The following is a 19,748-nucleotide window of genomic DNA, read 5'->3' on the forward strand; positions in this document are numbered from 1 at the left end:
AGGCTGCGATCTTTTGATGTTGTTTTTGCAGATCAAGATCAACAGATCGCATCCTTCGGCAGCTCCTACAGGGAGATGTGTCGATAGTCGAGTCCGTTCAACAGGGGCGATCAATATGACCAGCATGGCCGAAGGTGGACACACCGGGATCGATCCGCGGCTGAGCTTCGATGACCCGTTACTCGACGGTCTGTTGATCCTCTGCAAGCTCCACGGCGCGACGGTCAGTCGCGCCAGCCTGAGTGCCGGGCTGCCCCTGAACAAGCAACGTCTGAGCCTGGACCTGCTGCCCCGTGCAGCGGCCCGGGCCGGTTTGCAGGCGCGCCTGTTGCGGCGAGAACTGAAGGATGTTTCTGCACTGAATCTGCCGATCCTGTTGCTGCTCAAGGATGGGCGCACCGCCGTCCTGCGGCGTTTTGGCGATGACGGCAAGGCGCTGATCCTGCCCAGCGAAGCCGATGGCGGCGAGCAATGGGTCGAGCGCGAAGAACTGGCCGAGCACTACAGCGGTCAAGCCTTGTTCGCGCGTCCGCGCCACGAACTTGAAGACTTGCGTTCACCGTTGGTGCCGCGGGTCCACGCCTGGTTTCGCGACACGCTGAAGCTGTCGAAATGGCTGTACAGCGATGCGATCCTCGCCAGTTTTCTGATCAACCTGCTGGGCCTGATGGTGCCGCTGTTCGTCATGCAGACCTACGACCGCGTGGTACCGAATCAGGCCACCTCGACCCTGTGGGTGTTGGCGATCGGCCTGTTGATCGGCACCGGTTTCGAGCTGGTGTTGCGGGTGGTGCGCGCGCACCTGCTGGACACCGCCGGCAAGAAAACCGACGTGATCCTTTCCGCGACTTTATTTGAACGCATCACCGGCATGGCGATGAAGGCCCGGCCGGCGACCATCGGCGGTTTCGCCCAGAGCATTCATGACTTTCAGGGCCTGCGCGAATTCCTCACCGCCGTGACCCTGACCAGCCTGATCGACCTGCCCTTTGTGGTGTTGATGCTGGTGGTGATCGGCCTGCTCGGCGGCTGGCTGGTGGTGATTCCGCTGCTGGCGTTTCCAATCACGATCATTTTTGCTCTGGCGATTCAGGTGCGCCTGCGCGACACCGTGCAGAAAAGCCTGAGCCTCGGCGCCGAGCGGCAGGCGCTGCTGATCGAAACCCTCGGCGGCCTGGAAACCCTCAAGGCCTGCAGCGCCGAAAGCGAGCGCCAGCACAAATGGGAAAGCACTCACGGCGCCCTCACCCGCCTCGACAGCCATGCGCGCAACCTCTCCGCGCTGGCGACCAACGGCACACTGTTCATCCAACAGTTCTCGGGGATGGCGACGATCGTTGCCGGGGTCTACAGCATCATCGCCGGCAACCTCAGCGTCGGTGCGCTGGTGGCCAGCTACATGCTCGGCAGCCGTGTGCTCGCGCCGCTGGGACAGATCGCCGGGCTGATCACCCGCTACCAGCAAGCGCAACTGACCATGAAAAGCACCGACGCGCTGATGGGCCTGCCGCAGGAGCGTGACGGCAAGCAGCGGCCACTGGAACGTACACAGCTACAAGGTGCGCTGGACGTCAGTGGCGTGACCTTTCACTACAACGGTCAGAATGCACCGGCGCTGAGCAACGTCAGCTTCAGCATGAAACCCGGCGAGCGGATCGGCATCATCGGTCGCAGCGGCTCGGGCAAAAGCACCCTGGCGCGGCTATTGATGGGTTTCTATGAACCCGAGGAAGGCCAGTTGCTGCTCGACGGCCTCGACCTGCGGCAACTGGATGTCGCCGACCTGCGCCAGCAGATCGGTTACGTCGCCCACGACCTGCCGCTGCTGGCCGGCAGCCTGCGCGACAACCTGACCCTCGGCGCCCGCTACATCAGCGACTCGCGCATGCTCGAAGTCGCTGAACTGACCGGCGTTACCGAACTGGCGCGACAGCATCCGCAAGGTTTCGACCGGCCGGTGGGCGAGCGCGGACAACTGCTCTCCGGTGGCCAGCGCCAAGCGGTGTTGCTGGCCCGGGCGCTGCTGCTCGACCCGCCGATCATGCTGCTCGACGAACCCACCAGCGCCATGGACAACAGCAGCGAAGACCTGCTGCGCCAGAAGCTGCACGGCTGGGTGCAAGGCAAGACGCTGCTGCTGGTCACCCACCGCACCTCGATGCTGAGCCTGGTGGACCGGCTGCTGGTCCTGGACAACGGCCGGGTCGTCGCCGACGGCCCGAAAGAAGCGGTCATCGATGCACTGCGCAAGGGCCGCGTCGGCTCGGCGGCGGTTTAGATGCGTGAACATAATTTATGGCTCTCACAAAACCTGTGGCGAGGGGATTTATCCCCGATGGGCTGCGCAGCGGCCCCAAAGACTCTGAGGGCGCTTCGCACCCTATCGGGGATAAATCCCCTCACCACAAGTAAGTGTTCCGGGCGACGCATGGGTTGTGCGGTTTGATGTTTCTTAACTGAGGGGTATCGCCCCATGTCTGCATCTTCAGATAGCAAATCACGCGGCTACTTCGACAGTTTCGGCAAAAGCGCCGAAGCCGAGTTCATGCCGGAAACCGCCGGCGCTGCACTGCAGGATTCGCCGCGCTGGTCGCGGATCACCGTGTGGCTGGCGGCGGCGCTGTTGATCAGTGCGCTGGTCTGGGCCAAGTTCGCGGTGCTTGAAGAAGTGACCATGGGCGAAGGCAAGGCGATTCCGTCGAGCAAGGTCCAGGTGATCCAGAACCTCGAGGGCGGGATCGTCACCGAGATTTTCGTGCGTGAAGGGCAAATGGTGAACAAGGGCGACAAGTTGCTGCGCCTGGATGACACGCGTTTTCTGTCGAACAAGGGCGAGAGCGAGGCCGACCGTTATGCGTTGATGGCGCAGGTCGAACGTTTGTCGGCTGAAGCCGAAGGGCGGCCGATGAAACTCTCGGACGAAGTCGTCAGCAAGGCGCCACAAGTGGCCGAAGACGAACGTGCGTTGTACGACCAGCGCCAGCGTCGACTGGCCAGCGAACAACGCACCCTCACTGAACAGCTGCGGCAGAAAACTCAGGAACTGGCGGAGTTTCGTTCCAAGCAAGGTCAGTACAGTTCCAGCCTGGCGCTGTTGCAACAAGAGATGAACATGTCGTCGCCTCTGGTCGGCACCGGCGCCGTATCGCCAGTGGAAATCCTGCGACTCAAACGCAGCGCGGTGGAGATTCGCGGTTCGCTGAATGCGACGACCCTGGCGATTCCTCGGGCGGAATCGGCGATCAATGAGATCAAGAGCAAGATCGACGAATCGGAGCAGACCTTCCGCTCCGACGCGGCCAAAGACCTCAATCAGAAACGCACCGACCTGTCGAAAATCACCGCCTCGAGCATCGCCATCGACGACCGCGTCAGCCGCACCACCGTGACTTCGCCAGTGCACGGGGTGATCAAGCAGCTCAAGGTCAACACCATCGGCGGCGTGGTGCAGCCGGGCAGCGACATGGTGGAAATCGTGCCGCTGGAAGACAACCTGCTGATCGAAGCCAAGGTGCGTCCGCAAGACGTCGCGTTCCTGCATCCGGGCCAGAAAGCCATGGTCAAGTTCAGTGCCTATGACTACACGATCTACGGCGGGCTGAGCGCAAAACTGGAGCTGATCGGCGCCGACACGATTACCGATGACAAGGGCAACAGCTTCTACCTGATTCAGGTGCGCACCGATAAAAACCATTTGGGCGGCGATGTGAAACCGCTGCTGATCATTCCGGGCATGGTGGCGACGGTGGACATTATTACCGGGGAGAAAAGTGTGCTGGATTACCTGCTGAAACCGGTGCTGAAAGCGCGGACCGAGGCGATGCGCGAGCGGTAGAAGTTTCTGGATCTGGTGGTGAATTGACTGGCCTCATCGCTGGCAAGCCAGCTCCCACAGGTTCTGAGGTGCTCACAGATTTTGTGTTCGACACGGACACTGTGGGAGCTGGCTTGCCAGCGATGGGGCCAGCCCAGACATCAACTATCTGTCGCCATGATTGCGCTGAAAAACCTCCGCCCCCATCGCCGCAATCTGCCCCTCGATCAACGCCTCGAACGGCTTGAGCAACGGCGCAAACGTCATCGGCGCTTCCAGAGTGTCCAGCGCCTGCACAATCGCCTCAATCGTTGACAACGCCCCCGGCCCCGGCGCTTTGCGCAACCGATAGCGCGATACCCCGCCCTGCGCCAGCGTCACCCGCGGCAACGCCGCCAGCAGCGGATTGAGGTGGAGCATCTTGCGCGCCTTGCGCCAGGTGCCGTCCGGCACCACCAGCAACAACGGTTCAGCGGATTCGCGGTAAGCCTGCAGCGGCTGTGCATCGTCGGCGGGAAACAGCAACCGCGCCTGATATCCCGGCCGATTGAGCAGCGCCGGCAGATCCTCGAATATCTCACCGACAATCAACTCGGCATTGGCCAAACCCAGCGCCGCCAACCGCGCAGTATTCAACGCATGGTTAACCTCGCTCGGATGCTGCAACAGCAGAACGCGGGTGCGGCTGTCGAGGTTCGGGATCAGCGGGCACAGGCAGTGGCTTTGTGGACGCAGGCAGCGCGGACATTGGGGTCTGGACATGGTTCTTATGCCTGATTGAGCTGAGCTTTAAGCAAATCACGGAAGGTCTGGATCAGCGGTTCGCGGCTGCGGCCCCGGCGCATGATCATCGAAAACGGCGCCTGATAACCGAAGGTCGCCGGCAGCAACACGCGCAAGTCTCCTTTGTCGGCCCAGGCCTGAGCGTAGTGCTCCGGCAGGTAGCCGATGTAGGCGCCGGACAGCACCAGAATCAGCTGTGCCTCCATACTTTCCACGGTCGCCGCGCTGTGTTTGAAACCGTGGCGCGCCAGTTCCGCCTGACTCCAATAACCACGGCCGACCATGCGTTGCTGGGTGATGACCTGCTCGGGAATCCGCCGCTCGTGGAACAACGGATGGCGGCTGCTGCAATACAGCCAGTGCTGCTCGCGGTACAGCGGCATGTACACCAGGCCGCTCATGCGCGTGGAAAACGCGCCGATGGCCAGATCGAGGCGGTTGTCCTGCACACCGAGTTGCAGTTCGTAGGGGCTCATCACCGACAAGTGCAAATGCACCGCCGGGTGCTCCTGGCTATAAGCGCCGATGGCTTCGGCGAACGGCAAGGCCTTATCGCTGACGGTGGAGTCGATCACCCCGAGATTGAGCGTACCGCGCAGTTCGCCCTTGAGTGCAGCAGCGTATTGCTCGAAACCTTCAAGTTCGGCCAGCAGGCGCAGGGTTTCCTGATGGAACAGCTCGCCCTTGCTGGTCAGGCTGAACCCGCCCCGTCCGCGATGACACAACACCAGACCAAGCGCCGCTTCGAGCTGGCTCATGTAGGTGCTGATCGCCGAGGTCGACAGGTTGAGTTCCTGCTGCGCATTGGCAAAACCCTGATGCCGGACCACGCTGACGAAGATGCGCAATAGTTTCAGGTCGGGTAAAGCGTTGGCCATGCGGCTCTCCAAACATCTGTCGAACGCTGATGACTTTGTGGTGAGGGGATTTATCCCCGATGGGTGGCGAAGCCGCCCCAAGCCTGCAAACCGATCTATCCGGGAAGTCGCGAGCAACGACTTTACGACTGCTGCGCAGCCGATCGGGGATAAATCCCCTCGCCACGGGGTATCGGTACGGGTTCGGGAAGTCTATCCCGGGCATCGCCATTAGTTTAGAAAAATCTGAACTAAGTTTTTGCCCGTAGCGATTCTTCCGCCGCACTACATTTCGCAGAATCGGCCCCACAGCGGCGTCCGAACCTGTGCTCGACGGTGCGCCGACATAAATAAAACAAAGACGATGAGGCCCTACCCGTGGACAAGATTCTTCACCAACCACTGGGCGGCAACGAAATGCCGCGCTTCGGCGGCATCGCCACCATGCTCCGACTCCCCCATGTACCGACCGCTGCCGGCCTGGACGCTGCCTTCGTTGGCGTGCCACTGGACATCGGTACTTCGCTGCGCCCCGGCACCCGCTTCGGGCCGCGCGACATCCGCACCGAATCGGTGATGATCCGCCCGTACAACATGGCCACCGGCGCCGCGCCGTTCGACTCGCTGTCGGTTGCCGACATCGGTGACGTGGCAATCAACACCTTCAACCTGCTCGACGCCGTGCGCATCATCGAAGAAGCCTACGACAACATCCTCGAGCACAACGTGATCCCGATGACCCTGGGTGGCGACCACACCATCACCCTGCCGATCCTGCGGGCGATTCACAAGAAGCACGGCAAGGTCGGTCTGGTGCACATCGATGCGCACGCCGACGTCAACGATCACATGTTCGGCGAGAAGATCGCCCACGGCACAACCTTCCGTCGCGCCGTCGAAGAAGGTCTGCTGGACTGCGACCGCGTGGTGCAGATTGGTCTGCGCGCGCAGGGCTACACCGCTGACGACTTCAACTGGAGCCGCGATCAGGGCTTCCGCGTCGTACAAGCCGAAGAGTGCTGGCACAAGTCGCTGGCGCCGCTGATGGCCGAAGTGCGCGAGAAAGTCGGCGGCGGCCCGGTGTACCTGAGCTTCGACATCGACGGTATCGACCCGGCCTGGGCGCCAGGTACCGGCACCCCGGAAATCGGTGGTCTGACGACCATTCAGGCGATTGAAATCGTTCGCGGCTGTCAGGGCCTCGACCTGATCGGCTGCGATCTGGTAGAAGTCTCGCCCGCTTACGACACCACCGGCAACACCTCGCTGCTGGCCGCCAACCTGCTGTACGAAATGCTCTGCGTACTGCCTGGCGTGGTCCACCGCTGAGGGTTCGGCCATGAACGAACGTGATCAGGTGTTGAAAGCGGCTGCCGATCTGGTGTCCGCCTTCGCGCGTAACGATCGCGAAGCTTATTTCGACGCGTTCAGCGCCGACGCAAGCTTCGTGTTTTACACCCTCGAACAGCCGCTGCTGTCGCGCGATGCCTATCAGGCGTTGTGGGACAGCTGGCGCGCCGAGGATGGCTTTGAAGTGCTGTCGTGCACTTCGAGCAACGCCTTCGTCAGCCTGCAAGGTGACGTGGCGGTGTTTATCCATGACGTGGCCACCGAGCTGCGCATGCAAGGGGAGCAACACTTCAGCCAGGAGCGCGAGACGATTGTTTTCCGCAAACAAACGTCGAGCCTAGAACAACAAGGCCATTGGCTGGCCTGCCACGAACATTTGTCCGCAATGCCGGAAGGGCTGCCACCCCCTTAGCCAAACAGGTGACGCTCACGCACGATGAGCGCGCCTTTATGATCGGAGCAGATCATGAATAACAACAACAACGACCAAAGCCTTACGCAAATTGAAACCCACGGGGTCGAACAGATCCCGGACCACGAACGCACCGCAGGCCCGACGGACTTGTTCCGGATGATCTTCGGTGGTTCCAATACCTTTGCCACCGCCGTGCTCGGCAGTTTCCCGGTACTGTTCGGCCTGTCGTTTCAGGCCGGTGTCTGGGCGATTGTGCTGGGCGTGCTGCTCGGCTCGCTGATCCTCGCACCGATGGGCCTGTTCGGCCCGATCAACGGCACCAACAATGCCGTGTCCTCCGGCGCGCACTTCGGCGTGCACGGGCGGATCGTCGGTTCGTTCCTGTCGCTGTTGACCGCCATCGCGTTTTTCTCGCTCTCGGTGTGGAGTTCGGGCGATGCATTGATCGGTGGGGCGAAACGCCTGATCGGTCTGCCGGAAACCGACCTGACCCTGGGCCTGGCCTACGGTCTGTTTGCGATTCTGGTGCTGACCGTGTGCATCTACGGCTTTCGCTTTCTGCTGTGGGTGAACAAGATCGCGGTGTGGAGCGCCAGCCTGTTGTTCCTGCTGGGCATCTTCGCCTTCGCCGGTCCTTTCGACGTCAACTACGCAGGCACCGTGAACCTCGGGCAACCGGGCTTCTGGGCAGCGTTCATCGGCGCGGCGCTGGTGGCGATGAGCAACCCGATTTCCTTCGGTGCGTTTCTCGGCGACTGGTCGCGCTACATCCCGCGTGACACCTCCAAGCAGCGAATCATGGCCGCCGTGGTGCTGTCGCAGATCGCCACGTTCATCCCGTTCCTGTTCGGCCTGAGCACCGCGACCATTGTCGCGATCAAGGCGCCGGACTACATCGCGGCGAACAACTACGTGGGCGGCCTGCTGGCGGTATCGCCAAGCTGGTTCTTCCTGCCGGTGTGCCTGATTGCGGTGATCGGCGGCATGTCCACCGGCACCACCTCGCTGTATGGCACCGGGCTGGACATGTCCAGCGTATTTCCACGGGTGCTGTCGCGGGTCAAGGCGACGCTGCTGATCGGCGTGCTGTCGATTGCTTTCATCTTCATCGGGCGCTTTGCGGCGAACCTGGTGCAGAGCGTGTCGACCTTCGCCGTGCTGATCATCACCTGCACTACCCCGTGGATGGTGATCATGATTATCGGCCTGCTGGTGCGTCGCGGCTTCTACTGCCCGGATGACCTGCAAGTGTTCACTCGCGGCGAGCAAGGCGGACGCTACTGGTTCAACCACGGCTGGAACTGGCGTGGCCTGGGTGCATGGATCCCGAGCGCGGCGGTCGGCCTGTGCTTCGTCAACCTGCCGGGGCAGTTCGTCGGCCCGCTGGGCGAGCTGGCCGGTGGTATCGACATCAGCCTGCCGGTAACCCTGGGCCTGGCGTCGGTGGTGTATCTGACGCTGCTGAGCCTGTTCCCGGAACCGCGGGAGGTGTTTGGACCGCAGGATGTGCGCAGCCAAGGCGCGGCGGCGCAAGCAAAATCGGCACTGCGCCAAGCGGCCTGATTCACACAGAAAATTTGAAGGATTGGAGTTCTTGTGGCGAGGGAGCTTGCTCCCGCTCGACTGCGCAGCAGTCGCAATGAAGCTGTTGGGGCCGCTTCGCAGCCCAGCGGGAGCAAGCTCCCTCGCCACAGAGAGGCATTCGATTCAGCGTTCCACATAAAAAAGACAATCGGAGACACGCCATCATGGCTTTGGATTTATTCGTCGTCCTCATCTACGCCGCCGGCATGCTGTTGCTCGGCTACTACGGCATGCGCAAGGCCAAGACCAACGAGGACTTTCTGGTTGCCGGGCGTAACCTGGGCCCGAGCCTGTACATGGGCACCATGGCCGCGACCGTGCTCGGTGGCGCGTCCACCGTCGGCACCGTGCGTCTGGGCTATGTGCATGGTATTTCCGGCTTCTGGCTGTGCGCGGCACTGGGTTGCGGCATCGTCGCGCTGAACCTGTTCCTCGCCAAACCGCTGTTGAAACTGAAGATCTACACCGTTACCCAAGTGCTGGAAAAACGCTACAACCCGATGGCCCGCTCGGCGAGCGCGGCGATCATGCTGGCCTACGCACTGATGATCGGCGTGACCTCGATCCTGGCCATCGGCACCGTGCTGCAAGTGCTGTTCGGCCTGCCGTTCTGGATCTCGGTGCTGCTCGGCGGTGGCGTGGTGGTGATCTACTCGGCGATCGGCGGCATGTGGTCGCTGACCCTGACCGACATCGTCCAGTTCATCATCAAGACCGTCGGCCTGATGTTCATCCTGTTGCCGATCTGCCTGTACCGCGTCGGCGGCTGGGACGAACTGGTGCTGAAGCTGCCGGCAGCGGCGTTCAACTTCACCACCATCGGCTGGGACACGATCATCACCTACTTCATGATCTACTTCTTCGGCATCCTGATCGGTCAGGACATCTGGCAACGGGTGTTCACCGTCAAGACCGCCAAAGTCGCGCAGTACGCCGGCAGCATCGCCGGTATCTACTGCATCCTCTACGGGCTGGCCTGCGCGCTGATCGGCATGGCTGCGCACGTGCTGATCCCGGATCTGGACAACGTCAACAACGCCTTCGCCGCCATCGTCAAACTGTCGCTGCCGGACGGCATCCGTGGTCTGGTGATCGCTGCGGCACTGGCGGCGATGATGTCCACCGCCAGCGCCGGCCTGCTCGCCGCGGCCACCACCCTGACCGAAGACCTGCTGCCGAAACTGCGCGGCGGCAAACAGTCGAGCTTAGGCGTCAACCGCCTGTTCACGTTGCTGACCGGTGTCGTGGTGCTGGGGATTGCGCTGGTGGTGAATGACGTGATCAGCGCCCTGACCCTGGCCTACAACCTGCTGGTCGGCGGCATGCTGATTCCGCTGATCGGCGCGATCTTCTGGAAACGTGCGACCACCGCCGGCGCCATTGCCAGCATGGGCCTGGGTTTCGCCACCGCGCTGCTGTTCATGTTCAAGGACGGTCTGGATGCGAACACGCCGATCTACTACAGCCTGGCTGTGGGCCTGGTGAGTTTTGTGGTGGTCAGCCTGGTCTCCCCTCGCCCGGCGACGGTGGCGAGCGCGATCTAAGCTTTACGTAACGACTTGATGCTTTCTTCGACGGGTGTGGCGTCGGTTGCCACACCCGTTTTTTTACGTCTGGAGAAATGGTTTATGAAGATCGTTTCGCGCGATCAGTGGTTTGAAGTGCAGAACCTGAGCGACGGGATTCGGCTGATCCATGAGCCGTACATCCGCCCGTTCTATCGCTGCAACCTCTGGCACATCCAGGGCCGCGACAAGGATCTGCTGCTCGACAGTGGCTCGGGACTGGTCAGCCTGCGCGAGCAGCTGCCGTGGCTCACCGAACGGCCGCTGGTGGCGGTGGCCAGTCATTGCCATTTCGACCATATCGCCGGGCATCACGAATTCGCCGAACGCCTGGTGCATCGCGCCGAGGCCGACATCCTCGCCGCGCCGGACGGCGAGAATGACCTGAGCCGGGCCTTTGTCGGCGACGACATGTTCGAGGCGCACCCGGACTGTCCGCTGTGCTACGCCGAATACCGGGTGAAGGCCGCGCCGGCCACCGGGTTTGTCGAGGATGGCGACGTGCTGGATCTGGGCAACCGCACGCTGCAGGTGCTGCACACGCCGGGGCATTCGCCGGGCGGCATCAGCCTGTATGAAGCGGCGACCGAAACCCTGTTCAGCGGCGACATCATCTACGACGGGCCGTTGATCGAGGACGCCTACCACTCCGATCTGCAGGATTACGCCGCCAGCCTGCGGCGCTTGCAGGCGCTGCCGATCCGCACCGTGCATGGCGGGCATTTCGGCAGTTTTTCCGGCGGGCATTTACGTTCGATGATTGACCAATGGCTGCGCGGGCACGCTTGAGGCCTGAAGTTTGAGCTCCACCACAAAAGCAAAAGATCGCAGCCTTCGCCAGCTCCTACAGGAAACACATTCCCCTGGAAGCTGCCGAAGGCTGCGATCTTTTGATCTTTTATTTGAGCACTACCGCCGGCGAGGCTGACGCCGGCGCTGTTCGTCATCGGTGCGGATCGGTACGGGTTGCAGAGGCGGTTCGATCAAGCCGAGGGCTACACCCAAATCGTGCAGCCAGTTCTGAATTTTCTCTTTCATCGTCATGCCCCCTTCAGGGTAGTGCTGAGCGGCCGGAATTCTGAGGCCGCTTCGCACTGATAATAGTCCGAAGTCCTACGCAATGCTCGGCCAAATCCGCAATGATCTGTTACTGAATTGAACAGAATTACGATGGGTTGGTTCACGCCGTGCGCCGGGGTTCACTCGATGCCACGGGATAGAGCGCTTGCTGCTGTTCAATCCAGGCATTGAGGTTGGCCCCGACCATGCCCTTGCGCCACATGAGCCACGTTGTCGCACTGGCGAACGGCTCGGCCAAAGGATGCACCGCGACGCTTTCGCGCCCCGGCAGACTGGCCAGCATCGACTCCGACATCAATGCCACCCCGCTGCCGGCAATCACGCAGGCCAGCATGCCTTGATAGGACTCGATCTCCATCGCCCGGCCCATTGCCGCCTGATAGTGGACGAACCAGGCCTCCAGCCGGGCGCGGTAGGCGCAGCCATGGCGGAAGGTGAACACCGCCCTGCCCTCGACGTCCTTGGCGCTGCGGATCGGCGGATGATCGGCCTCGCTGATCAGCACCAGACGCTCCTCACACAGCGGCACACCGTCGATCCCGGCCAGTTGCGGCGGGCCATCCACCAGCGCCGCGTCGAGGCGCCCGGAGACCAGGCCTTCGAGTAACTCGCCGCTGGGCCCGGATTGCACTTGCAGGTTCACCGCCGGGTATTGCTTGTGATAACGCGCCAACAGCGCCGGCAAATGGATCGCCGCGGTGCTGTACAGCGTGCCGAGGACAAAATCCCCGGCCGGTTGCCCGCCCATCACCGCCGCACTCGCCTGATCGCGCAGGGCAAACAGCTTGCCGGTGTAGTCCAGCAGGACTTTTCCCGCAGGGGACAACTGCAAACGCTGACGCTCACGGACGAAAAGTTCGACGCCCAATTGCTCTTCCAGCTGTTTGAGCCGGGTCGACAGGTTGGACGGCACCCGGTGCAGACGCTCGGCGGCGCGGGTGATCGAACCTTCCTCGGCCACTGCCTGAAAGATCCGCAATTGGCTGAACTCCACAAATCTTCTCCATAACAGAACAAGTTTCTCACTATTATTCAATTTTAAAGAAAGTCAATCGGTTCTAGCCTGACGGTCATTGCTCCTCTAAAGGAATCCTGACCATGTCGCCACTGATTCGCTTATCCGCCTGTTTAATCGCCCTGATGATGGCCATGGGCATCGGGCGTTTCGCCCTCACCCCGCAACTGCCGCACCTGCTCAGCGAAGGCCAGATTGATCTGACGGCCGCCGGTCTGATTGCCGCGGCCAACTACCTCGGCTATCTGTTGGGCGCGGTGGATGCGATGTTCGCCCATCGTCCGCCGCAAGTGCAGCGGCGTTTGCATGGCGGTTTGTGGTTGTGCGTGGTGCTGACGCTGGCATCGTTCTGGGCCAACGGTTTCTGGGCGCATTTGCTGCTGCGCTTCGGCACCGGAGTGGCGAGTGCCTGGGTGCTGGTGATGATTACGGCGCTGAGTCAGCCTTTGGCAGCGGCGGCAGGTCGGCCACGGCTGGGTGCGCTGGTATTTGCCGGCCCCGGACTGGGAATTTTTCTGACCGGGTTGCTGGCACTGTTCTCACATCTGCTGAACCAGACCTCTGCCACGTTGTGGCTGATCTATGCCGGCGTGGCGATGCTGATGCTGCTGGGGATCGTGCGAATCCTGCCGCAACCGGGCACCCACACGCCGGTCGCCACCCTCAATGCCAGTCACTCGAATCGCGGCATCCCGCGACTGGCAATGGTGTATGCGCTGTATGGCGTGGGTTACATCATTCCGGCCACATTCCTTTCGCAAATGGCCAACGCGCAGTTTCACGGGCAATGGCAGGCCGATCTGTTCTGGCCGTGCTTCGGCCTTGGCGCGGCCATCGGCGTGTTGCTGGTGAGCCTGCGACGCCACGACCCGAACACCACACGGCACTGGCTGACCGCCACCCTGTGGTTGCAAGCGCTCGGGGTCTTTGCCTGTCTGTTGGGCAGCGGTTATGGCCTGGCGCTGGGGGTGGTGTTGTGCGGCATGCCGTTCCTCGCTTGCATGCAACTGGTGATGCAACGCTCGCGGGAACTGGCGCCGCACAGCACCCAGCGCAACGCCGGGCTGCTGACGGCGTGCTTTGCCGTCGGCCAGCTCAGCGGCCCGCTGCTGGCGGCGCTGAGCAGCCATTTCAGCGGCGGCTTGCAACCGGCGCTGGTGATCGCCGGCAGCGGTCTGCTGATTGCCGGTGGGCTGGCCTTGCAGTCAGTCAGCGCTGGCCGAGGGCTTGGCGCAAACGCCGACGCACCCACTGCTCAGCGCTGACAAAAGTGATGCCCAGCAACACCAGTACCGCGCCGATGACAAAGTTCACGCTCAATGCTTCACCGAGCAGCAGCACGCCGAAGGTGACGCCGAACAGCGGCGTCATGAACGAAAACACCGCCAGATTGGCCGCCAGATAGCGGCGCAGCAGCCAGAACCAGGTCAGGTAACTGAAAAACGACACCACCAGACCCTGAAACAACACGCTGGCCACCGCCACGGGGGTCAGGCTGACGTGGCTGATCTGGCCGCTGAACAACGCGATCAACAGCAGGCCAGCGAAGCCGACGATCAACTGATAGAACAGGGTCAGCGTCACTGGCGCCTCTGACAGACGCGAGGCGCGCACCACCACGGTGGTCGCGCCCCAGCAGGCGCCGGCAATGACACCGAACGCATCGCCCAGCAGCATGCGCCGGTCGAGGTTGTCCCACGACACGCCGCCGGCGAAGGCAATGGCGATACCAACAAACGCGAGAAGAATCCCCAGCCACTGCAGCGGTCGCAAGCGCTCGCTGGCCAACAGGAAATGCACGCCGAGCGCAGTGAAAATCGGCGCGGTGTAGAGGAACACCGACATGTGCGCGGCGGTGGTCAGCTGCAGACCTTCGGCGATGAAGAAGAACTCCAGACCGAACAACGCGCCGGCCAGCAGTCCGCCGCGCCAGGTGTTGCTCACCTGATCCCAACCGCCCTTCCAGCACAGCAGCAGGCCCACCAGCAGCGCAGAAATCCCCGAGCGCCCGGCGGCTTGCATCACCGGCGCGATGTCCGGCGCGGCCCACTTGATCATCACTTGCTGCACGCCCCAGATCAGGCAGAGGCCGATCATCACCTGCAAGGCAAACCCGTCGGCATTGCGCCGCTCGACACTCACCGCAACACCTCGAACACACACAACATGGCAGCCATCCACTGGTCGAAAATCTGTGTCGGGGATTATCAATCAGTCGGGCAAAAAAAGCCGTCTGAAAAAGACTTTGGATGCGTCAGTAACGTCACAGGTGAATGGTTGTCGGCTGCGCCGCCATTCGCGAGCAAGCTCGCTCCCACAGTCGACCGCACTTCCCCTTTGGGAGCGAGCTTGCTCGCGAAGGCGTCTGCCCAGACAACCAGGATTATGCAGCTGACCTCACAAATCGCTTCGCAACCAGGAAACCAACCGAGCAGGCAACAGCCGTGGCAAACGTCCCCCACGCCCAATCCATCAAACTCACCTGAACCGACCACCCACGCAACGTTGCCCAATTGGTCAGGTCATACGTGCCATACGCCACCAGCCCCAACAACGCGCCCATTCGTGCCGCCCGTTGCCAGCTCAGCGCCGGCAACACCACAAACTGCACGCAACCAACAACGTACAGGCAATAAAAAACCGCTGCCGGAACCAGCAGCGGTTTTTCGAGCATCAGCGAACCGAGCAGCTCGCGGTAGGTGGGCGCCATCAATACGCCGAGCCAGATACCGTCGAGCAACAGAAACGCCAGCAGTGTGGCGCCATAGGCAATCAACGCTTTCTTCATCTGCAAACCCTCATGTAGGAGCTGCCGCAGGCTGCGATCTTTTGCCTTTGAAGATCGAAAGATCGCAGCCTGCGGCAGCTCCTACATGGGGCCAACGGTCACTCAGGTTAGTTCAATGCGATCAGCATGAATGACGATCTTGCCTTCCTTGTACAGCGAACCGATGGCCTTCTTGAAGTTACCCTTGCTGACGCCGAACAGGCTGCTGATCAACGCCGGATCGCTCTTGTCGCTGACGGCCAGCGTGCCATTGTTTTCGCGCAACTTGGCGAGGATTTTCGAGCTGAGGCTGCTCGCCGCTTCCTGACCTACCGGTTGCAGGCTTAGGCTGATCTTGCCGTCGGCGCGCACTTCCTTGATGAAACCCTTCTCGCGCATGCCGGAGCGCATGAACTTGAAGATTTCATTCTTGTGGATCAAGCCCCAATGCTTGTTGTTGATGATCGCCTTGAAGCCCATGTCGGAGGCTTCAGCCACCAGCAGATCAACTTCCTGACCGGCGCTGTAGTTGGCCGGGGTCTTGTCGAGGTAGCGATCCAGACGTGCGGTCGCGGTGATGCGGCGCGTGTGTTTATCGAGGTACACGTGCACCACGCAGTACTCGCCAGCGGTCATCTGCCGCTTTTCTTCGGAATACGGCAGCAACAGATCTTTTGGCAGGCCCCAATCGAGAAACACGCCAATGCTGTTGACTTCAACCACTTTCAGACTGGCAAATTCGCCGACCTGAACTTTTGGTTTTTCAGTGGTAGCGAGAAGTTTGTCTTCGCTGTCCAGATAAATAAATACGTTGAGCCAGTCTTCATCTTCGCTGGGAATATCTTTAGGGATATAACGGTTGGGCAAAAGAATTTCGCCGTCAGCACCGCCGTCCAGATATAAACCGAAGTTAGTGTGTTTAACCACTTGCAAACTGTTGTAACGCCCGACTAAAGCCATTTTCCAAAACCCTCATTGCGTGGCGGCATTCTACCCGGTTTTGCCGGTCTCGTTCGCCGAACGAGCAGCCGGGCGAAGAAAATCCTCTGGGCACCTTGATTTTCCTTGGTTTGGCGCAAGCGACTCGCCATTCGTCAGGCCAGTGCGGCACCTGACGCAGCGTTTCACGGCTTACATTTTCAGTAACGAGCAATAAATGTTGTTATTTAAAACAGTGGCTTAGGCGGATATTTCGAATAATTAAGCGAGAATAATCCACCCGCACACTCAGTTATTCCCGGGGATATTTATCAAGCAATTGTCAAGTTATTCCTGTACGATGCCTGGCCGAGTTACTTTTCTACAGGTTAATGGCCGCCATGCGTGTAAAAGCATCCACCAGCAAAGCAAAGCCAGCTCCAGCCGTCGAAACCAGCGAATCGATCAATGATCAAATCGCAGCGTTCCTCAAGTCCGGCGGCGAAATCCAACAAATTGCCAAAGGCGTCAGCGGCCAGACGTTCGGCCCGTCCAAGCAGATCAGCCTGGGCAAGAAGTAACACCCGGTAAAACACCCGTCCTGAGACGCTTTGAGCTTCGAAGCGTCTGGACAGGCACCCGCGCAACACCCTCACTTCTGTTTAATCAATCTTTTGAAAATCGACGAACGGCCAGCATTGCCGAGCATTCGCCGGTATCCTTGCACGCGTCTGGATCAAGCGTTTCAGCAGGCTCAGCCCTGCCCTCGCTGTTCATGGAGTGACGCATGCTCAAATCAAATTCCTGTTTATTGCTTGTGGGCCTACTGGCCTGGTCATCGGTGCACGCGCAGATTTTCCAGCGCGAGCTCGGCGACTTCGACCTCAAACTCGGCACCACGCCCAGCCGCAGCATGGCCCAAGGTCTGGTCAAGCCGGCAGCCGTCGGCTCGTTCCACGGCGGCCTCGATCTGAGCCACGACAGCGGCCTGTATGTCGGCCAATACGCGCCGAGCATGGGCCTGACCCCGGGCAAGAACCTGGAAATCGACTCCTACGTCGGCTTCAAACAACCTTTCGATCAGACCCTCGGCTACGAAGTCGGGATGATCCACTACAGCTATCCCAAGGTCGATACCCTCGATAGCCAGGAGCTGTTCGGCGGCCTGACCCTGCTCGGCAGCCGTTTCGGTATAGCCGTCAGCAACGACCCGGACAAACAGAACAACACGCTGTTCGCCGATCTGGGTGGCAATCAGCCGTTCGGCATCGGGATCAGCATGAAATACACCACCCATCAATTGAACACGCCGGTGTCAGTGGACGGTGGTTATGTCAGCAGTTTTACCGATTGGTCGGTGAAATTTTCCCGACCGTTCATGGGCGTCGATCTCGACCTGATCTACAGCAATTCCAACCTCAGTGGCAGCGATTGCTCGGCGTATTCCGGGCACAACAGTCAGTGCGACGGACTGGTGACGCTCAAGGCCGAGCGCGCATTCTATTGATGGGCTGAACTGCCGGGAGCTTCCTGCGTTCACATGAGAATCAGACGTCAGGCTCTCGCAAGGATTCGCTCATGTCTCGCTGGTTCAAACACCTCGCCACCCTGCTGATCTTCACCCTTGCCCTCGGCGCCTGCAGCCGTGTCGGCCTGGCCTACCGCAACCTCGACGTGATCATCCCGTGGACGCTCGGCGACTACCTGGACATGAACGGCGAGCAAAAAGACTGGTTCAACGAACGGCTCAAGGAGCACCTGAACTGGCACTGCACCACACAATTGCCGGGCTACCTCGATTGGCTGGACCGTTTGCAGAACATGGTGGAAACCAATCAGGTGACCGACGCTGCGCTGCAAGCGCGAACCGAAGAGGCCAAACAGGCCATCGCCGAAACAGCACGCCAGATCACACCGTCGGCCATCGAGTTACTGCAAGGGCTGGACGACAAACAAGTGGCGGAAATGAACGACGCGTTCGCCAAGGATCTGCGCAAACGTGAAAAGGAATACGTTAAACCGCCGCTGGCGCAACAGATTGCCGAACGCGGCGCACGCATGGACAAGCGCCTGACCGACTGGCTGGGTCCGTTGAGCGTCACTCAGGAACAACGGGTAATGGCCTGGTCGACCGCCCTGGGCGATCAGAATACCCAATGGATCGCCAACCGCGCCCACTGGCAGCAGCAGTTCAGCAATGCCGTTGCTCAGCGCAAGAGTCCGGAATTCCCACAACGAATCGAGACACTTCTGGTCAACCGCGAGCGTTTATGGACAGCGGATTACCAAAAAGCCTACGCCAACACCGAAGCGCAGGCGCGTTCGCTGGCGGTGGATCTGATGGCCGAGAGTACGCCGCAGCAGCGTCAGCGGTTGTTGAAGAAGATCGAGGGTGTGCGTAAGGACTTCAATGATTTGAAGTGTCTGAAGGCAGTAAAGCAGGAATAGAAGATCAAAAGATCGCAGCCTTCGGCAGCTCCGACAGGGTTATGTGTAGGAGCTGCCGGAGCCTTCGATCTTTGACATTCAGGCAATCTGCGCCTTTGAAGCCACTTCATCGAATGTCGCTTCATCCAGCGCATCGTCCTGCTCATCCAGCACTTGCCGCGGATGATCATTGCCGGGAATGCTGCTGTCGATCAGGCTCAACAAGCTGGAACCCCGCGGGGTCAGTATGAAATTGTTACCGGTGCTGCCCTCATGATCCGGACGCGGTTCGATGAACCCACGGTCCAGCAGTAACTTCTCGTACTCGCAGGCCACCGTTTTCAGGTGATCCAGATTCTCGATCGGCTCGCCCGCACTGGCTTTCTCTGCTGCGTAGTCCTCGGCATATTTTCGCGGCGCGAAACTTTCGCCTGCACTGTTCTGCACTTCATGCAGCAAGCGTTCAATCAAATCCCAGTTATAAGTCGTCATCCTGATTCAACCTCCGGTGCGCGTGATTTGGGCCACTGTCATAGGTTGTGACCCGGACACACCGCAGCCGTTCAGCTGCATTTTCCGCAGCGAGCGACCGACATGCTGTTTGTGGGCAATTGCATGAACTTGACCAGCCATTTGCATTCGACTTGACCAGTCGTTTGCATCCGACTTGACCAGTGCGCTTGATGCCAGTGTGAATCCTGCCCGGGTGGCAATGACGGCTGCCGGGCTTCTGTCCTATCAAATAATCAGCACGCGCTTAGGAGAGGAACATGAAAGGTTTTCTGGTCACTTTCTTTACTCAACAGAATCGTCGCTATCAGGGAAAGATGCTCGGCGACTGGATCGTTGATTTGGCGAAAGAAATGGGACTGCGGGGTGCGACTCTGTCCACAGGTATCGAAGGCTTTGGGCATACCGGCCGGCTGCATTCCTCGCATTTTTTTGAACTAGCGGATCAGCCTACCGAAATTCGTATGGCCATTACCGAGGACGAATCTGTGCAGTTATTCAAGCGATTGGAGCTTGAAGATATCTCGTTATTTTACATAAAAACCCCAGTTGAGATGGGCTTCGCCGGAACAGAAGTCACCTAGTCTGGCCTGCTTTCATAAGCGGTGACTCGAAGACGCCTACGCTTGCCTCGTGCTCCGAAACACGATTTTACATTTTGGA

The 19,748-nt window shown here is 60.3% G+C and carries 20 protein-coding genes; 12 read left to right on the top strand and 8 right to left on the bottom strand.

Going from position 1 to position 19,748, the window contains the following annotated elements:
- Positions 1–115 precede the first annotated feature (115 nt).
- Positions 116–2,278, top strand: a complete 2,163-nt coding sequence (locus KVQ82_RS22255; RefSeq protein WP_041070215.1) for a type I secretion system permease/ATPase — start codon at positions 116–118, stop codon at positions 2,276–2,278.
- Between the two features lie 195 nt (positions 2,279–2,473).
- Positions 2,474–3,835 (top strand): HlyD family type I secretion periplasmic adaptor subunit, encoded by a 1,362-nt coding sequence (locus KVQ82_RS22260; RefSeq protein ID WP_145593293.1) that lies wholly within the window; start codon positions 2,474–2,476, stop codon positions 3,833–3,835.
- Between the two features lie 144 nt (positions 3,836–3,979).
- Here the strand turns inward: KVQ82_RS22260 and KVQ82_RS22265 are convergent, their stop codons facing one another.
- Together KVQ82_RS22265 and KVQ82_RS22270 are read right to left on the bottom strand one after the other, a co-directional pair.
- A complete protein-coding gene (locus tag KVQ82_RS22265) occupies positions 3,980–4,576 on the bottom strand; it encodes a tRNA-uridine aminocarboxypropyltransferase (RefSeq protein WP_222015945.1) in 597 nt (198 codons plus the stop codon).
- 5 nt (positions 4,577–4,581) lie between these two features.
- Complete coding sequence (locus KVQ82_RS22270; protein ID WP_041070221.1) at positions 4,582–5,475, bottom strand: LysR family transcriptional regulator; 894 nt, start codon at positions 5,473–5,475, stop codon at positions 4,582–4,584.
- A gap of 357 nt (positions 5,476–5,832) precedes the next feature.
- On the opposite strand from KVQ82_RS22270, the gene speB reads away from it, so the two are divergent.
- The 5 genes from speB to KVQ82_RS22295 all read left to right on the top strand — a co-directional run bounded on the left by speB (position 5,833) and on the right by KVQ82_RS22295 (position 11,157).
- Positions 5,833–6,783 carry an agmatinase gene (gene speB, locus KVQ82_RS22275; RefSeq protein ID WP_003222717.1) on the top strand — a complete coding sequence of 317 codons (951 nt, stop codon included), beginning with the start codon at positions 5,833–5,835 and terminating at the stop codon, positions 6,781–6,783.
- Between the two features lie 10 nt (positions 6,784–6,793).
- A complete protein-coding gene (locus KVQ82_RS22280; protein ID WP_222015947.1) occupies positions 6,794–7,216 on the top strand; it encodes a nuclear transport factor 2 family protein in 423 nt (140 codons plus the stop codon).
- Between the two features lie 54 nt (positions 7,217–7,270).
- Complete coding sequence (locus KVQ82_RS22285) at positions 7,271–8,782, top strand: cytosine permease (protein WP_222015949.1); 1,512 nt, start codon at positions 7,271–7,273, stop codon at positions 8,780–8,782.
- Between the two features lie 185 nt (positions 8,783–8,967).
- Positions 8,968–10,347, top strand: coding sequence for a sodium:solute symporter (locus tag KVQ82_RS22290; RefSeq protein WP_041070225.1), 1,380 nt, complete (start codon positions 8,968–8,970; stop codon positions 10,345–10,347).
- Positions 10,348–10,431: 84 nt separating this feature from the next.
- Positions 10,432–11,157 (top strand): MBL fold metallo-hydrolase, encoded by a 726-nt coding sequence (locus KVQ82_RS22295; protein ID WP_222015952.1) that lies wholly within the window; start codon positions 10,432–10,434, stop codon positions 11,155–11,157.
- 120 nt (positions 11,158–11,277) lie between these two features.
- Here KVQ82_RS22295 and KVQ82_RS31680 read toward each other — a convergent pair whose 3' ends face one another.
- Positions 11,278–11,406, bottom strand: coding sequence for a PA1414 family protein (locus tag KVQ82_RS31680; RefSeq protein ID WP_003184145.1), 129 nt, complete (start codon positions 11,404–11,406; stop codon positions 11,278–11,280).
- 142 nt (positions 11,407–11,548) lie between these two features.
- Positions 11,549–12,442 (bottom strand): LysR family transcriptional regulator, encoded by an 894-nt coding sequence (locus KVQ82_RS22300; RefSeq protein WP_041070227.1) that lies wholly within the window; start codon positions 12,440–12,442, stop codon positions 11,549–11,551.
- Between the two features lie 104 nt (positions 12,443–12,546).
- Here KVQ82_RS22300 and KVQ82_RS22305 point away from each other — a divergent pair, with 104 nt between their 5' ends.
- Positions 12,547–13,728 (top strand): MFS transporter, encoded by a 1,182-nt coding sequence (locus KVQ82_RS22305; protein WP_222015954.1) that lies wholly within the window; start codon positions 12,547–12,549, stop codon positions 13,726–13,728.
- Here the strand turns inward: KVQ82_RS22305 and KVQ82_RS22310 are convergent.
- The 3 genes from KVQ82_RS22310 to KVQ82_RS22320 form a co-directional block, all read right to left on the bottom strand.
- Positions 13,673–14,605 (bottom strand): DMT family transporter, encoded by a 933-nt coding sequence (locus tag KVQ82_RS22310; RefSeq protein ID WP_086791948.1) that lies wholly within the window; start codon positions 14,603–14,605, stop codon positions 13,673–13,675. The two genes, KVQ82_RS22305 and KVQ82_RS22310, sit on opposite strands and share 56 nt — an antisense overlap.
- Before the next feature lie 241 nt (positions 14,606–14,846).
- On the bottom strand, positions 14,847–15,251 hold the full coding sequence (locus tag KVQ82_RS22315) for a DUF2177 family protein (RefSeq protein ID WP_222015956.1): 405 nt from the start codon (positions 15,249–15,251) through the stop codon (positions 14,847–14,849).
- A gap of 102 nt (positions 15,252–15,353) precedes the next feature.
- Entirely contained in the window at positions 15,354–16,190 is an 837-nt protein-coding gene (locus tag KVQ82_RS22320; RefSeq protein WP_222015958.1) for a S1 RNA-binding domain-containing protein, read from the bottom strand.
- Between the two features lie 350 nt (positions 16,191–16,540).
- Between KVQ82_RS22320 and KVQ82_RS22325 the strand changes: the two genes are divergently transcribed.
- The 3 genes from KVQ82_RS22325 (at position 16,541) to KVQ82_RS22335 (ending at position 18,596) form a co-directional block, all read left to right on the top strand.
- Positions 16,541–16,729 (top strand): hypothetical protein, encoded by a 189-nt coding sequence (locus KVQ82_RS22325; RefSeq protein WP_016985943.1) that lies wholly within the window; start codon positions 16,541–16,543, stop codon positions 16,727–16,729.
- Positions 16,730–16,935: 206 nt separating this feature from the next.
- Positions 16,936–17,655, top strand: a complete 720-nt coding sequence (locus KVQ82_RS22330) for a TorF family putative porin (protein WP_222015960.1) — start codon at positions 16,936–16,938, stop codon at positions 17,653–17,655.
- 71 nt (positions 17,656–17,726) lie between these two features.
- Entirely contained in the window at positions 17,727–18,596 is an 870-nt protein-coding gene (locus tag KVQ82_RS22335; RefSeq protein WP_222015961.1) for a DUF6279 family lipoprotein, read from the top strand.
- Positions 18,597–18,674: 78 nt separating this feature from the next.
- Here the strand turns inward: KVQ82_RS22335 and KVQ82_RS22340 are convergent, their stop codons facing one another.
- Complete coding sequence (locus tag KVQ82_RS22340; RefSeq protein WP_086791954.1) at positions 18,675–19,067, bottom strand: transcriptional regulator; 393 nt, start codon at positions 19,065–19,067, stop codon at positions 18,675–18,677.
- A gap of 278 nt (positions 19,068–19,345) precedes the next feature.
- Between KVQ82_RS22340 and KVQ82_RS22345 the strand changes: the two genes are divergently transcribed.
- A complete protein-coding gene (locus KVQ82_RS22345) occupies positions 19,346–19,669 on the top strand; it encodes a DUF190 domain-containing protein (RefSeq protein ID WP_012723172.1) in 324 nt (107 codons plus the stop codon).
- Positions 19,670–19,748 lie beyond the last annotated feature (79 nt).

The sequence above is a fragment of the Pseudomonas sp. AO-1 genome (assembly GCF_019775695.1).
GTDB lineage: Bacteria > Pseudomonadota > Gammaproteobacteria > Pseudomonadales > Pseudomonadaceae > Aquipseudomonas > Aquipseudomonas parakoreensis.

What these genes read in the sequence shown, in the direction of transcription:
- KVQ82_RS22255 (WP_041070215.1), top strand. Translation starts at nt 116, where the DNA reads ATGACCAGCATGGCCGAAGGTGGACACACCGGGATCGATCCGCGGCTG.
- KVQ82_RS22260 (WP_145593293.1), top strand. Translation starts at nt 2,474, where the DNA reads ATGTCTGCATCTTCAGATAGCAAATCACGCGGCTACTTCGACAGTTTC.
- KVQ82_RS22265 (WP_222015945.1), bottom strand. Translation starts at nt 4,576, where the DNA reads ATGTCCAGACCCCAATGTCCGCGCTGCCTGCGTCCACAAAGCCACTGC.
- KVQ82_RS22270 (WP_041070221.1), bottom strand. Translation starts at nt 5,475, where the DNA reads ATGGCCAACGCTTTACCCGACCTGAAACTATTGCGCATCTTCGTCAGC.
- KVQ82_RS22280 (WP_222015947.1), top strand. Translation starts at nt 6,794, where the DNA reads ATGAACGAACGTGATCAGGTGTTGAAAGCGGCTGCCGATCTGGTGTCC.
- KVQ82_RS22285 (WP_222015949.1), top strand. Translation starts at nt 7,271, where the DNA reads ATGAATAACAACAACAACGACCAAAGCCTTACGCAAATTGAAACCCAC.
- KVQ82_RS22290 (WP_041070225.1), top strand. Translation starts at nt 8,968, where the DNA reads ATGGCTTTGGATTTATTCGTCGTCCTCATCTACGCCGCCGGCATGCTG.
- KVQ82_RS22295 (WP_222015952.1), top strand. Translation starts at nt 10,432, where the DNA reads ATGAAGATCGTTTCGCGCGATCAGTGGTTTGAAGTGCAGAACCTGAGC.
- KVQ82_RS31680 (WP_003184145.1), bottom strand. Translation starts at nt 11,406, where the DNA reads ATGAAAGAGAAAATTCAGAACTGGCTGCACGATTTGGGTGTAGCCCTC.
- KVQ82_RS22305 (WP_222015954.1), top strand. Translation starts at nt 12,547, where the DNA reads ATGTCGCCACTGATTCGCTTATCCGCCTGTTTAATCGCCCTGATGATG.
- KVQ82_RS22315 (WP_222015956.1), bottom strand. Translation starts at nt 15,251, where the DNA reads ATGAAGAAAGCGTTGATTGCCTATGGCGCCACACTGCTGGCGTTTCTG.
- KVQ82_RS22320 (WP_222015958.1), bottom strand. Translation starts at nt 16,190, where the DNA reads ATGGCTTTAGTCGGGCGTTACAACAGTTTGCAAGTGGTTAAACACACT.
- KVQ82_RS22325 (WP_016985943.1), top strand. Translation starts at nt 16,541, where the DNA reads ATGGCCGCCATGCGTGTAAAAGCATCCACCAGCAAAGCAAAGCCAGCT.
- KVQ82_RS22330 (WP_222015960.1), top strand. Translation starts at nt 16,936, where the DNA reads ATGCTCAAATCAAATTCCTGTTTATTGCTTGTGGGCCTACTGGCCTGG.
- KVQ82_RS22335 (WP_222015961.1), top strand. Translation starts at nt 17,727, where the DNA reads ATGTCTCGCTGGTTCAAACACCTCGCCACCCTGCTGATCTTCACCCTT.
- KVQ82_RS22340 (WP_086791954.1), bottom strand. Translation starts at nt 19,067, where the DNA reads ATGACGACTTATAACTGGGATTTGATTGAACGCTTGCTGCATGAAGTG.
- KVQ82_RS22345 (WP_012723172.1), top strand. Translation starts at nt 19,346, where the DNA reads ATGAAAGGTTTTCTGGTCACTTTCTTTACTCAACAGAATCGTCGCTAT.